The following is a 14,197-nucleotide window of genomic DNA, read 5'->3' on the forward strand; positions in this document are numbered from 1 at the left end:
CTTGCGTCATAAAAAAATCCTCCTCGCTTCATTCTGAGGAAGATTATCTCACGGACAAGAGAAGGCTCATAGGTGGGGAATATTTGACGCTTACATGACGGCAGGTTTTGTGGTGGCGGCACTTCTGTCAGGTTGCTCTTCCGACAAGCCGGCTGCCAAAAATGACTCCATTCTGGTGGAAGTGAACGACGAACAACGAGCGGCGGCAGAAGTCGCCCAGAAGTTTCTGAAAGCCGTCCTTACCTACTCCAACCGTACGTCGGATGAAGACGTAAAGGGATTGGAGTACGTAGATCAGGCAATTCATGCAGGTCTTAAAAAGCAATTTGCCAATTACACGCAAGCCGTCCAAGAGGTTGGTGGCAAAGAAAAGTTGCCTGAAGTGCAGGACGTAAAGGTTGTGGATGTCATTCCCATGCCTGACAAGAAGGCATATATTGTAAATACCATTGTAACGTACAATCCGAACCGTCTTGTCATGGACGAATTTACAAAAGTGGGAACCGTTGTAACTTTTGAAAACAATAAATGGCTAATCACAACCGTAAACTTCCGAAACCAACTGGCTCCTGCCAAAAAGTAAGCAACACCCCTCCCGGGGTGTTTTTATGGACGCTCGCAATAGCGGACACTGACTGACCCCGAAGGGGCAGTTTATGGATACCCCACCAAGGATAGACACGGACCGATCTCATTGGTGAGAGGTTTATGCCCGGTAGGGCAAATTTTCACCCAGGGAGAGTTACACCAATGAAGAAAAGAGTAGTGACAGTGCCGCTGGTTGTCAGTCTCCTGTGGTCAGGGCAGGCATTGGCTGAAACTACCACAACTGGTGGCTTTCGAAGTAGTATTGACCAGGAAACTAAAGGCGATGCCGTGGTAGCAAATATCAGCGCAGATTCCACCTGGCAGGAGTTGACTACAACGGGTGGAGGCACGGAGCATTCCAGCACACCGGGAACTACGCCTACTTCAAATACATCTGGCGATTCCGGAACCGATCAAACTTGGGCTCAACAAACAGTTAACCCAATACCCATCAGCACTCCGCCTACGCCAGGACAAGATGGCAGAAATCCAAGTTGGACCGTCGACAATGGCAATGGAGGGATTGGTACAGGTGGTGCCGACAGTTCAGGAGGAGTCGGAGGTGGTTCCTGGACTGACGGGGATTGGATCTATGACCCGGTGGAGGAGACGATCCCCGCGCTCCCTGGAAATGACGGGCTCGTCAGGGAACGTGGGAAGTACGGCTGGGTTGTGGACGAGTGGGGCAGCACATCCCGATCCTGGTCGGATGGAACGAGCGGCTCCAATGAATCGGATCCGATCAAGCCGGAAGTGGATGCGGACTATGTGAAGTATTGGAGAATCACAATCACACCGCTCGAAGGACAAGCGGTGCCTCCTATCAACGTACGATCCAACGGGGCGAGTTTGCGGGCCAGTGTCGTCTTTACGGCACCGGGCAAGTACCACGGGGTAGCGAAAGCCGTCTCGAAAAAAGGAAGGATCGTGGAGACGGTGGAATTTTCCGTGTACGTTCCTTCGAAATACGTGGGCAAGCCATTGCAGGTTCCGCCGGCTGCTGTCATTAAGCGTGCCGAACACTTCATTTCAGGTGGCGGACGGATTGAGCCAGGAAAAAAAGAACGCAGCCAACCGCTGCGTACTTTTTTTATTGAGCGTCGTATTGAAATTGATCTCCGATAGGCGTCGGATTCATTGGATCGGTAAAGTCAAACCAGCGCATGCTTCCATACACGAACTGCTTGGTTTCAGGGTCAAAGGCGTAAATCTGAATGTAAGCCGGTTTTTTAGGGATCGACACGTACCCTTCTTCTGTTTCCCCGAGGACGAGCGGCCCAACTCCGTTTCGAATCGGAGAACGGACGATTTGCCATGCGCCATATGGGGTTGTTCGGGTACTGAGAACCGCAAAATATTGTAAGTTTTTATCACTTGCCGGCGTGAATTCCACGACGTACTTCGTATGAGAGAACGAACCGATCCGAACGGGATCCGGTTTTATTGAGACCAATTCCGGCGCCTTGAGGACTGGAGTTCCTGTGGGGACGCCCGACAGGGTTTCCCAATACTGTTTGATTTGAGGCAGCGTCTCGACACTTGGGATGACCTGGTTCTCAATCCGGTCCTGGATGTTGAAGGAAAAGGGTTTCTTCTCTTTGATATCGATTCGCTTCCCTTTCGGGGAACCGTACAGCATGGCGTACTCATCCGCCATGATTTCTTCCGGCGCCCAGAAGTGAGAATAGTCGTAATCGAACCTTCGATATTCAACCGGATAGGCGTTGAGATTTCGAAGTTTCGCCCAACCGGTATCCGGCTCAAAGGGCCATTTGTTTTCCTTCTTGATGATCCAGTAGAAAGAGAAGATGTGACCGTATTCGTGGGAAAGGGTACTGGCCATTCCCTCAATTGTTGTAACATCATCAGCGTGATAGAGGAAAATCTCACGGCCGGGATCGAGTTGAGTCGGCTCGCCGCTTCGGTTTGTGCTGAATCGCAGATTGACTTTTCCTGCCTCTCCTCCCGGCCTTTCGGGAGAGAGAATGACTTTACTCAAGACCTTCATCTCTTCGCCACGTTTGTTCTGTAAAAAATCCTGATAGAGACGAATGAGTTTCCCAGTGTCCCAGGCAGGCGATTGGGACTCAAACGTAATGCCTTCCGGCGTTTCAAGGACTGCGACCACATCCTGCCTTGTCTGCACGAATACGCTTTGCAACTCCCCGTCCCAGCCTACTTTCGCTCCCAGGGCTTCCGAGACAAACCGGGCCGGAACCATGGTGCGGTCCTGAATCAGTTGGGCCGGCACATCCAGGGTTCGTTCTTCTTCGTTGACATAGGCCTTGTTGGACCCGATCCGAAGTTGCACTTTCTTTCCGTCTTTGGAGGCTTTCACTGTTTGGGTGGCGTCTTCCCAATCCACTTTGGCGCCGAGTTTCTCAAAGATGGCGCGAAGCGGGACCAACGTACGTCCGTTTACAACCTGGGCAGGCGGATCAAAGGTTTGCTGTTTTCCGTCGATGTAGACCGTTACGACTGAACTTTTTTCGGCTGCAAAAAAAGGTTGAATATTCGCAAATAATGCTACATGCACAAGCAGAAGTCCAAGCAAAATCGATAGAAGTCTCTTTACCACTCTAACTCACTCTCCAGTCCCGCGAAACAAACTCCACAATACAAGTTCGTTTGAAAAAGTGAATCCACCTGCATATTCCCAAGCCAATGATTCATTTGACAAATTCATTTTTCTTCCGAAATAAGACCTTTTATATTTGTTCAAATTTTTGTTGGTTTTGCGCCAAATAATAAAAGTAGGAATGTTCCGACTTCAAACGAACTCTTTCAAATGTGAAAAACAATTTGGAGGAGATTCAATGAAAATAAGAAATCTAGCACTAACACTCACATTCATCTCTTCATTGGCAGCAGGCAGTATGTCTGCTCAAGCCGAAGAAAACATCATGGTGCAACTTGACGGGCAACCCATCACGTTTGACGCCGCTCCCTACATCAAAAACGATCGGACACTGGTTCCCATGCGGACCATTTTTGAAAAATTGGGTGCGACCGTCGAGTGGGACAATGCCACTCAAACTGTTACCGGCAAAAAGGGCGACACCGTCATCAAGTTGACGATTGGCTCCAACACGGCCCTGGTCAATAACGAACCGGTCGAACTTGACGTAGCAGCCGAACTCCATAAGGACACCGGGAACCGCACCATGGTACCCTTGCGTTTTGTGGCCGAATCGCTGGATACGGAAGTCAACTGGGACGATGCCACACAAACCGTGGAGATCAGGTCGTTTGCCTATAAAGAAACGCTGACCTATTGGAATGACGAATTCGGAAACGTCATTCAGAAAAAGGAAGATGCAGAACGTCCGGAAGAAGTTCTGTTTCAAAAATACCGGTATACGGGTGAAAATGTGAATCGGTTCCGGGCGATACATTACACACGGCGATACCTACAGTCCATCCAAACACAGGTCACCGTTGAACTAAAAACGGAGGGTGTGTATGAGAACGGAAAAGTCACCGGAAAGTATTTCATCCGGATGATTGACACCTCGAATCAAGTTTCTTTTGCGGAAACCGACGGCACGTACGAAAAAACGGTTGAGGCGAAAACCTTTGAGGAACTGAAAATCGATCCGGCAGTCATCCAAGAGGTCATGAAGTACGAAGGGTCAAGATAATGAATCACCCCCTGATCCCTAAGGGGACGGGCCTTTGGCGGTTGTTGTACCCATTATTTTGTTAATAAAGAGAATCTTTTGTTCTTGCACAACGTTGCGTTCCAAAAACATTAAAGCCCCCGATCATCTCCCGGGGGCTTCCGTTTATGCTTACCGATTACGCAAATGCGGAATCCAGATCTGCGTCGAAACCGCAGTTAGCGGTCTCGCTATGAGGTATTTGAATGGGAATAGGAATGGGTTCCAGCGGGAGTGGTTCGAGTACTCAAGATTGCAAAGTATTGAAGATCCTTGTCACTTGCCGGTGTAAACTCCACCTTACACTGCGTATAAAAGGAATTGTTCACCCTTACGATTTCGGGCGGAACCACACCATTTCTCCGCTCAAAGTGAACATCGTGAATAGACTGATCCGTTTCGGGCTGATTCGAGAATTGGACGAATTTGTGTATGGAGATACTGGGGAGGACATAAAAGAAGACATACTGGTGCTTACTTCGTACGGAGAATCTTTCATTCGATTTATACGTCCTAAGTAAAAGACAGGAGAACTGTGTCAACATGTATACGTGTCTACACGTATACATTACCTGGTCATAACATACCGAAAAAATCGGATTAAAAAACCTCAAATTCCCGCCTTTTCTGTCAAAAGTCCACGATTTCAGCGATTTCAAACACACGATTCCGGACAACCCGGACAATTGACGGTTTTTATGAGTGGAATTGATGCGCCACGAACGATTTCGGGAATGGGTTTCAGCGGGTTCCAACAAGTTGGTATGAAAATTGGTCCGGTCCTGGTCTTCCACATCACCCGGTCCGGGTGCTGGTTTTTGATGAGGAAGATGTTAGCCGACTACGCCTTTGCACTTGGACGGGGGGCTTGCCAACTTCAGTCGCGCTCCCGCTGAAACCGGTCCTTGCCTGCCCCTTCCCCAATTCCTTTGCCCCGGGATACTTCGGCAAAAATTCACTGCAAACTTGAGCGAGTGCGAATAGCCGAAGCGGAAGTGCGCAGTGAATCCGAAGCGGTCTTTCCTATTGTCTTCACGTGTAAAAAATTGGTATACTACACTTAGACGCAGAGCGGGGGTGAGACCCGACTCTGATAGCACAACCACCGGGGCGGGCCTCCGCTCCAAAGGGTGCGAAGTAAGCCGCCGAGATGTGAGCCTTGGGCGGCTTATTTTATTGAGAGGATTCAGAGCCCGAGTGCCTGGGGCTACACCTTCAAGCGCTCATTCCCCAATCTTTATCCCATTTTGTTTTGCCCATCCCATTCGATTCCGGCTTTTTCTTATTCGCTTCCCGCTGGGGGCGGCTCGGCACAAGGCCTCGCCTCCGATTCATCTGAATCCATCCGTTTTCCATTTGCATCCCATATTTCTCCCGCCTTGGAATCAAACTCCCCCTACCTCCGGCCACCCCCTTAGGTTGTTCGCAAGTTAGTTCATTTGAGGGGGGCTCGGTTTCATCCCCTAGGTAGATCGGCCGTGCAGCCACCAGGAGACGACTTGAACTCTTTAAACATCGTTCAAAATCCACTCTGACATCGTTCGTAAGCGATTTTGCAACGTCCCATTTCCCTGCCGAATTCCGCCTAATAAAAACGGCATTTTACGGCGTTTACTTGATGTTTTACGGGTAATCGTTCGTTTCGCGCGATTGGGTCTATAAATGTTCGATTTTCTCCAGAAATATTCATTTTCCTAAACCATACATTTTCATCCCTAAAGAGAAACCCGCAATTCCGACATCGCAAACGACATTTCGCACGATTTCTGGGACGCCAATAAAGAGAGTTTTTTTGAAAAAAATTCGACCAATTTGACCGAAATCTTCATAAACTCCCCCGAGGGGAGTCAGCGTCCACCCTTGCGAGTGTCCGTAAACTGCCTCTGCTGGTCAGTCAGCGCAATTCACTCCGTGAATTCCGTCAATTCCCCTGCTTTCTTCGCAGGATGTCCAAATCTTCACGGTTTTTCTGGAGGTACAGGGATTGCACGTCCAATCGGTCGCTCATGTGTTGCACCGTTTCCTTGATGCTTTTCATTTCTCCTTCAAGGTTTGTCATTCGATCTTCAAGGCTCGTCATTCGACCTTCAAGGGATGCCATTCGTTCGTCCAGGGACTTGAGCGTTGCACCCGCTTCCTCCATGCGCCCCAGAATGGCAGAAAGAATCTCTTTTTCCGTCATACGATCATCTCCTGTTAATAGTTTACCTGATTTCTCGTTTCGGGGATACATTTATCAAACATTCGTTATCGAATTGAGGGGCAGAACATATTTGTCCTTTCGCCATCCTTGCCTGACTTCGTCCCTGGCTCTCATATTTTTACTCCGGAAGCCGTCGATTGCATTGGGTCAAAGAAATAAGCCGCCCAGTTGTGTCGATCCGGCGGTTCACTTCTTGACTTTCCACCCTTTAGTGTGGAGGTTTGCTCCGCCGACAGAACTGGTCGCTCTTCTCAACTCGGTGTCTAGGTAAAGTATACCAAAAGACGGCTTCGAATCACTTTTCATTTTCCACTTCGGCTACTCGCGCTCGCGGAAATTCAAAGTGATTTTTCGAAGCGATCACAGCCAAGAAGAACAAGGCAAGTGGGAACAGGAAGCGTTCGAGCAGAGTAGTTTTTTGGGGTGGGAAACCACCAAAGGATTTCTTCCCCTGAAAGAAGAGGATGAGGAGTGTGGATCAGGGAGTGCGGATCAGGGAGTGCGGCGTCTCATGAAACTTTGTGTCAGGCGATGGTGACCGGGCTTCCTTATTTTAGAAAATAATAGGAATACGACGAGCCGATGATCCCTGATTGTGGACACATGATTTAGACACAATTACACGGAAGAGGATCCCCCTATTGCCCCGCTTCCCGGAAATCGGGGGCTCGTCGACCAACTCGGAAAATATGCCTGGATTGTGGACCCGTGGGGCATCTTGACCCGTACCTGGTCGGAAGGCTCAAACAGTTCCATTGAATCCCCTCCGATAAAGCCCGAGGTTGACGCAGATTACGTGAAGTATTGGAGAATCACGATGACGCCGCTGGATGGTCAAGCGGTACCGCCAATTAACGTGCGATCCAATGGGGCGTCGTTGCGGGCTACGGTCGTCTTTACCGCACCCGGGAAGTATCACGGGGTGGCAAAAGCCATCACGAAAAAAGGCAAAACGGTGGCCACGGTGGACTTTGATGTCTATGTGCCAAGTCATCTGGTCGGAAAACCCCTGCAGGTTCCGCCGGATGAAGAGTCGCTACACGTGCGGAAAGTTTCATCTCGGGTGGCGGCCGGATTGAGCCGGTCAGTCATCGCACCAACGAAGACAACGGCCAACAGAAGCGCTAACCTCCCCTCCCCCTTTTTTGGGGGTTATCTGAGACGCTTTTCCCGCTGTCCGATATGGACATCAATCAAGTCGAAAGCGCTCCAAAACCTCTTCTGGTATTTCTTTGTTGCGAAGCCAATTATTTTCCTCCCGCCATTGATTAATGGCTCTCAGATTGTAAATAGGCCCGTTGAGATCGCCTGGCACTGCATACACTCCATCGGGTGCGGCGTCATCAAAAAGGTCTAACAAGTCCTTGTCATGTCGGCGGCGTTCTTCTGCCTGCTTTCGTTCATCCTTCTTTTTTTCAGTCATTCTCGATCCCTTCCCTTTTTCTCATTATCATAACATATCGATTCACGCTCAAACCTGCTGGTGGGGCGGTCAAATCTGTAATTGTTGCTCACGGATTGGGAAGTTTTCGCGGCATCAACGGCTGTTGACCAAAGAATTTTAACTTTTATTTGTTATGAGGGGACCGACTTTGTCCCATCCCGAACATATTCGCCAATGAGAACCCATTTAGGAGATGCTTTTCCCATTCTTTATGTTGTTCTTTGTGTTTATCGCTTGTACCTGTCCAAATGAAATGTTAAAGTATGAAGTAAACCGTGGTGGTTGTGTTTCAGAACGAGTACGTACGAGTGAAAAATCGGAGACGATTTAGTTGTTTTTTCTTGAAATGACAAGGCGGTTTGCATTTCCCCTTCTCCCTCCCGGTCTTCAAAACCGAGCGTGAGGCATGGGATGTCTCAGGTGGGTTCGATTCCCACACGCTTCCGCCAACATGAGAAAAGCCTTGAACGATAGGGTTCAGGGCTTTTCAGTTTTATCCTATATTCTGTTAGAAATGTTAGAACCGAGTATGATTCACAGGCGGCTTCTAACATTTTTCTAACCTTTATCCAAACTAAAGCGTTTTCGAAGAATCGATTGCGAGACACTTGAATGGTTGGTACAATACTCCTTGTACAATAGAATCGGCTTGCAAGGGTGGTCGGCTAATCCCCCGGAGAGGGGGTGATGCCCGTGGAGGTATATCAAGCATTATCCTTGATGATCATGTTCGCCATGTTCGTCTTGGCTCTGCTTAACTTCCTTAAAAGGAAATAGACCGCCCTTGGCATAGGGAAGCGGTCTATTTCAGTAGGCCAAACCTAGTATGGCCGATCACCCTTTAGGGCAATCTATTGTACTGACCGTAGGTGTGTCGCAGCGCCTGCGGTTCTTTTATCGTACGCACAATTGGGATGTCTTTATTCATATCTTTGCAAAAAATTAAGGATAAGTCAAGGTAACCCTCTAAACCGATTGACGAGCCCCACTGCTCAACTTATACAATAACGTAATGGTTCAATTAAAACTCCTTCCCGTCATCACGTCTCTTGATTCCCGACTTGAACCAGTCTTAGATATCTCTTTTTCCTTGATTGAGTTCATGTGTTGCAACCAAGAGGACTTATTCCCCCTGCAGCCTGAATGCTGTTTGTTTAATGTATCACATCATCAGCCATTAGTTTAACAATCTATCTTTAATAAATGGAAATCTTTCTATTCCTTTAGCACCTCTCTAACCTCGCGTTGTCAAGAAGTGTCACATATACCCCGCCGTGCACCGTTGCGGACTTCCGGACGGTTGATTGTGATTGTGTCAATGCCGTTCTCCACTTCAACCAACAGATTTTTGTATTCCATACATTACACCTCCCCCGACTTGATTCGAATTCCGTATTTGTACGCTTTTCGGATTGCGGTTGATTGACTGATTTTTAACGCTTTCGCCACTTCATAGGAACTTCCGTACCGCTCGTAAGCGGCGGCCAAAAGTTGTCGCTCCAGTTGTTCCACCGCCTCTTGCAGCCCTCCCCATTCTTCTATCTTTTCCAATGAATAGGTGATTTCCGAAGCGGAAACGGGTGGCAGCCCGTTTTGGGCGTGCTCCTGAACTGCCGGTTCATTGTCCGGAACATACACACCTGTCATTTTGGGCAGATGATCTGGGCGAATCTCGTGAGAAGGGGTGATCACCAACAGCCGTTCGATCAGGTTTGCCAGTTCACGGATATTGCCCGGCCATTGATAACGCTGCAGGATTGCCAGTGTCTCGTCCGTAAAACTCTTGGCTGTCTGAAATTTTCTGTTGAATTTGTCCAAATAAAATTGAATCAACGGAAGAATGTCTTCCTTTCGTTTGCGCAAAGGCGGAATCTCGATTGGCACAACATATAGTCGGTAATACAGGTCCTCCCGAAAGGAACCCTCGGCCACCATCTTTTTTAAATCGCGATTGGTTGCCGCGATGATCCGGACATTCACCCGAATGGGTTTAACCCCGCCCACACGATGAAATTCCTGCTCCTGCAATACACGAAGCAGTTTCACCTGCAGATGGAGCGGCATCTCGCCGATCTCGTCGAGAAAAAGGGTTCCTTCATGCGCGAGTTCGAACATTCCCGGTTTGCCTTCTTTCTTGGCTCCGGTAAACGCTCCCGATTCGTATCCGAACAGTTCGGATTCGAGAAGTTCCTGCGGAATGGCCCCGCAATTCACCTTGATGAAAGATCCTTTTTCGTAACGGCGGCTGTTTCGGTGGATCATACGGGCGACCACTTCTTTTCCGCCCCCCGATTCGCCCAACAGCAATACGGTGGTGTCAGTAGCGGCCACCCGGCAGGCGAGATCGATCACCCGCTCCATTTCTTTGCTTGCGACCACCACCTGGTCTTCTCCGGCATGAAACTTACGCAATTGCGACAATTCTTCCCGAAGGCGGTTGAGCTCCGAAATGTCCCGAACATTGGTAACAACCCGGATCACCTCTCCCTGTTCATTAAACACCGGACTTCCGGTGTTTAAAAGAACCTTGCCGAGCGAGTTCTCTTGAATCACGGTGACCGGCTTTTTTTGCTTCATCACTTCAAACGAGACCAATTTTTGCACAATTCCCCGTTTTTCCAGATACCGAAGATCTTTTCCGATGTAATATTCTTTCGGAATGCCCGTCAATCGTTCAATCGCATCGTTTGTTTTGAGCGTAATTCCGTTTGCATCCGTAATGTAAATGGCATCATAGGAATTTTGAAAAATCGCGTCCAATTCATCCGCAACCGCTTTCATCTCAGACAGCCTCTCCTGCATGATCTTTAGCGGAACCGTATTGCACGCGACCAGAAAAATCCCCGATTTTTCGACGCAGTTTGGATAGGGATAGGCATTGATTTGCAGGTGCATACCGCCAAGCTCCATCTGCCAATCCATTGGTTTTCCGGAAGCAAATACCTTGGAAAATCGGTGGTTGGGAATCAACAGCTCCAATCCGGCCTTGATCAATTGAGGGTTTGATTTTCCCAACCATCGCTTAATTGTGTCATTTGTGTACACGACGAATCCTTCCCGGTCAAGAAGAGCCACTCCGACATCGATTTTTGCGGCTGTTTGTTTTTCCTTCAGTTTCTCCATCCCGGCTTACCTCCGTCGTCAGAATAACTGATTAAAAATTCTGTATTGATCGACAGAATTCCTCTTACATTTTTCGGATACTTTTACCAGCACCTGATGCTTCTCTCAATATCTGTCCCGTGCTTACAACGGAATCCGGCGTCTGTGTCGGCAAGGAAATCACCACCAGTTCAGCCAGATTGAGCACCGTAACCTGTTCTTAAGCACCGGGTGAATTCCTAGAAAATCGGGCGGAATTTAATCTGAATCAACAGAACCAATATTAGCAAGCTTAAAAGCGGAACGTTTTTGGTAATCGCGTTCCCCCATTCCTCAAAGCTTCCTCCGTGCAGGACAAGCAGCAGGTGACCGGCAAAAAGCATGGCCAACTTAAAATCAGGGTCATGCCCCGAGCCGGAAACAATTCATTAACAGCAAATACACAAGAACCGCATACAATGCCCAGTGGGTCCAGGTAGCTTCGAGAAACACATCCGCCAGGTGCAAGAAGGCTAAAGAGAAAAGGGACAGACGCACTGTCCCCTTCAGCTTGAAGGCGTATCATGCCCAAGTCATTTCCCGGTTATTGCAGTAAGTTTTCGACAATCGTTGTGATTCCCTGTCCGCCGCCAATACAAAGGGTGACCATGCCGTACCGTGAACCACGGCGCTCCATCTCATAGATCAATTTGGTCATTAAGATGGCACCCGTTGCCCCAAGGGGATGGCCCAACGCGATCGCACCGCCGTTTACGTTCACCTTTTCGAGTCCTATTCCCATTTCCTTAATTACAGCCAAGGACTGGGCGGCAAACGCTTCGTTCAGCTCGATCAGGTCGATGTCCTTGAGGTTCAGGTCAGTCATTTTTAAAGCCTTTTGCGTGGCTGGGACCGGGCCGATTCCCATAATTTCGGGTGACACGCCGGATACCGCTTGTGCGACGATACGGGCCTTCGGCTTCAGTCCCCGTTTCTCCGCCTCCGTCTCCGACATCACGAGTACCGCTGCAGCTCCGTCATTCCGGCCGCTGGAGTTCCCGGCAGTCACCGTCCCCCCTTTTTTAAAGACTGACGGCAGGGTAAGCAATTTTTCGACCGAGGTCAGACGCGGATGCTCATCCACCTCAAATCGGATCGCTTCCTTCTTCAGCTTGACCTCATAAGGCACAATCTCGTCCTTAAATTTGCCTGAAGAAATTGCATAGGCGGCCCGGCTCTGGCTGAGAAAAGCAAATTCATCCTGCTCCTGCCGGCTGATTTGATATTTCTCGGCCAAATTTTCCGCCGTAAGCCCCATTGTCAAATCCTTGCCGTAGATCTCAGGGGGTTGTGAACGAGGTTGGCTTTCCGTATTCGGATCCAGCAAGAGGCCGTTTCCTGCTTCAAGCCCATAACGGGCTCCCCGAATGTAATAAGGTGCGGTGCTCATGCTTTCTGCTCCGCCCGCGACAATGATGTTTGCCAGCCCGCACTGAATTTGCTGGGCCGCATTGTTGATCGCCTGCAGCCCCGACCCGCATTGGCGGTGCACCGTGTATCCAGGAACTTCAACCGGTAGCCCCGCCCGCAGCAATGCGACGCGCGCCATATTCGGCGCATCGGTGCTCTGTTTGGCTTGCCCCATGATCACTTCGTCAACTTCGGCCCCCTCAATCCCGCTGCGCTTGAGCACCTCGTCAATCACCCTGGCTGCCAGATGATCCACTTCAACGTCTTTTAACGTGCCGCCCATTTTTCCGATTGCTGTACGGACAGCATCCACAATCACAACTTCACTCATTTTATTTTCCTCCTTTGCCGCGTCGTTACAGGTACGCTTTGCGAAGTCCCTGATTGCTGAGCAATTCCTGTCCGGTGCCTTCCAGCACAATCCGCCCGTTTTCCAACACATAGCCGCGGTAGGCAATCTCCAGCGCTGTTCGTGTTCTGTTCGACCAAAAAATCGTGACGCCCGTGTCACGGATCTGCCGAACGAAATCAAACACCCGTTTCACCAGAATCGGCGCGGGCCCAAGTATCGGTTCATTGGGCATTAGCAGATCCGGCTTGCGATAAGGCCCCTTTCCTATAGCCATCATCTGCTGTTCCCTGCCGCTGATAACCTATCACCTTCTATACCCCCGCAGGAGAATACATGAGACGGTGTTCCTTAATCAACTGGGCTCCGATAATGTTGCGCTGAATTTCGGAAGTTCCCTCGTAAATCCTTGTGATTCTTGCGTCACGAAAAAACCGTTCGATCGGGTATTCCGCGATATATCCGATCCCGCCATGCACTTGCACCGCCTTGTCCGCAACACGGTTGTACACTTCAGAACCGTACAGCTTTACCATTGCGGCTTCTTTAATGACATTCATGCCTTGATCGGTCATCCAGGCCACCCGGTACGTCATCCAGCGCAGCGCTTCAATCTCCATCGCCATGTCGGCCAGCATATGGAGAACCGACTGTTGTTCATTGATTGGTTTGCCGAATTGCTCTCTTTCCATCGAATATTGGACCGATTTGTCGAGCAGATACTGGCAGGAACCGAGGTTTCGGGCGGCAAGGCCGGCGCGTCCGTTGGCAAGGATTTTCAATGCGTTGACATATCCTTCGCCTTCCCCGCCCAAACGGTTTTCCGTGGGAACTTCAAGGTCTTCAAAGAACAATTCACAGGAATGGGAGCCTCGGAGTCCCATCTTCTTTTCCGTCTTTCCGACTATGAAGCCCGGAAAGTCTTTCTCTACAATGAAAGATGTGATTCCCTTCGGACCCTTGCTGGGATCCGTGACGGCCATCACCGTGAATACGTGGGCGTCTCTTGCATTGGTGATGTAATGTTTCGATCCGTTTATGATGTAACGGTCTCCTTTTCGGACGGCGGTTGTTTTCAGATTGGTCGCATTCGAACCTGCGCTTGGTTCTGTCAAAGCAAATGCTCCAATCCATTCCCCAGTCGCCATTTTCGGCAGGTATCGCCACTTCTGCTCTTCGTTTCCCAATTCCACAATGCCAACCGAGCCAATGCCGGTGTGGGCGCCGATCAGAGTTGTAAAACCGTTATGGGTTTTTCCAAGTTCCTCGTAGATGGCGCACTTTCCGACCATCCCAACCCCAAGGCCGCCGTACTCTTCAGGAATGCTGAGGCCGAACAGTCCCATTTCTTTTGCCTTCTCGACGATCTTCGGCGGTATTTCATTATTCTCCTCAATCAGATG

The 14,197-nt window shown here is 49.5% G+C and carries 12 protein-coding genes; 4 read left to right on the forward strand and 8 right to left on the reverse strand.

Annotation, left to right across the window (positions count from 1 at the left end; translation table 11 throughout):
* Positions 1 to 112 precede the first annotated feature (112 nt).
* The gene (locus EFBL_RS08360; RefSeq protein ID WP_165912697.1) at positions 113 to 583 is read left to right on the forward strand and encodes a hypothetical protein; all 471 of its coding nucleotides are present in this window, start codon (positions 113 to 115) and stop codon (positions 581 to 583) included.
* 167 nt (positions 584 to 750) lie between these two features.
* On the forward strand, positions 751 to 1,713 hold the full coding sequence (locus tag EFBL_RS08365; RefSeq protein WP_096181694.1) for a hypothetical protein: 963 nt from the start codon (positions 751 to 753) through the stop codon (positions 1,711 to 1,713).
* Here EFBL_RS08365 and EFBL_RS08370 read toward each other — a convergent pair.
* Positions 1,679 to 3,166 (reverse strand): copper amine oxidase N-terminal domain-containing protein, encoded by a 1,488-nt coding sequence (locus EFBL_RS08370; RefSeq protein ID WP_096181695.1) that lies wholly within the window; start codon positions 3,164 to 3,166, stop codon positions 1,679 to 1,681. The two genes, EFBL_RS08365 and EFBL_RS08370, sit on opposite strands and share 35 nt — an antisense overlap.
* Before the next feature lie 238 nt (positions 3,167 to 3,404).
* On the opposite strand from EFBL_RS08370, the gene EFBL_RS08375 reads away from it, so the two are divergent.
* On the forward strand, positions 3,405 to 4,229 hold the full coding sequence (locus tag EFBL_RS08375; RefSeq protein WP_165912696.1) for a copper amine oxidase N-terminal domain-containing protein: 825 nt from the start codon (positions 3,405 to 3,407) through the stop codon (positions 4,227 to 4,229).
* 1,233 nt (positions 4,230 to 5,462) lie between these two features.
* Here the strand turns inward: EFBL_RS08375 and EFBL_RS20910 are convergent.
* The 3 genes from EFBL_RS20910 to EFBL_RS20515 all read right to left on the reverse strand — a co-directional run bounded on the left by EFBL_RS20910 (position 5,463) and on the right by EFBL_RS20515 (position 7,873).
* Positions 5,463 to 5,609, reverse strand: a complete 147-nt coding sequence (locus EFBL_RS20910) for a hypothetical protein (RefSeq protein WP_165912695.1) — start codon at positions 5,607 to 5,609, stop codon at positions 5,463 to 5,465.
* 559 nt (positions 5,610 to 6,168) lie between these two features.
* Positions 6,169 to 6,429, reverse strand: coding sequence for a hypothetical protein (locus EFBL_RS08385; RefSeq protein ID WP_096181698.1), 261 nt, complete (start codon positions 6,427 to 6,429; stop codon positions 6,169 to 6,171).
* 1,210 nt (positions 6,430 to 7,639) lie between these two features.
* Complete coding sequence (locus EFBL_RS20515; protein ID WP_096181700.1) at positions 7,640 to 7,873, reverse strand: hypothetical protein; 234 nt, start codon at positions 7,871 to 7,873, stop codon at positions 7,640 to 7,642.
* Between the two features lie 747 nt (positions 7,874 to 8,620).
* Between EFBL_RS20515 and EFBL_RS21155 the strand changes: the two genes are divergently transcribed.
* Complete coding sequence (locus tag EFBL_RS21155) at positions 8,621 to 8,671, forward strand: hypothetical protein (RefSeq protein ID WP_231705731.1); 51 nt, start codon at positions 8,621 to 8,623, stop codon at positions 8,669 to 8,671.
* 585 nt (positions 8,672 to 9,256) lie between these two features.
* On the opposite strand, the gene EFBL_RS08400 is transcribed toward EFBL_RS21155, so the two are convergent.
* From EFBL_RS08400 to EFBL_RS08415, 4 genes are all read right to left on the reverse strand, one after another.
* Positions 9,257 to 11,017 (reverse strand): sigma-54 interaction domain-containing protein, encoded by a 1,761-nt coding sequence (locus tag EFBL_RS08400; RefSeq protein WP_096181701.1) that lies wholly within the window; start codon positions 11,015 to 11,017, stop codon positions 9,257 to 9,259.
* Between the two features lie 562 nt (positions 11,018 to 11,579).
* Positions 11,580 to 12,776, reverse strand: a complete 1,197-nt coding sequence (locus EFBL_RS08405) for a thiolase family protein (protein WP_096181702.1) — start codon at positions 12,774 to 12,776, stop codon at positions 11,580 to 11,582.
* Positions 12,777 to 12,801: 25 nt separating this feature from the next.
* Positions 12,802 to 13,074 carry a hypothetical protein gene (locus EFBL_RS08410; RefSeq protein WP_096181703.1) on the reverse strand — a complete coding sequence of 91 codons (273 nt, stop codon included), beginning with the start codon at positions 13,072 to 13,074 and terminating at the stop codon, positions 12,802 to 12,804.
* A 34-nt stretch (positions 13,075 to 13,108) separates the two neighbouring features.
* Positions 13,109 to 14,197, reverse strand: a 1,089-nt coding sequence (locus EFBL_RS08415; protein WP_096181704.1) for an acyl-CoA dehydrogenase family protein, incomplete at its 5' end; no start/stop codon positions are given.

This window comes from Effusibacillus lacus, assembly GCF_002335525.1.
GTDB classification, from domain to species: Bacteria; Bacillota; Bacilli; order Tumebacillales; family Effusibacillaceae; genus Effusibacillus; species Effusibacillus lacus.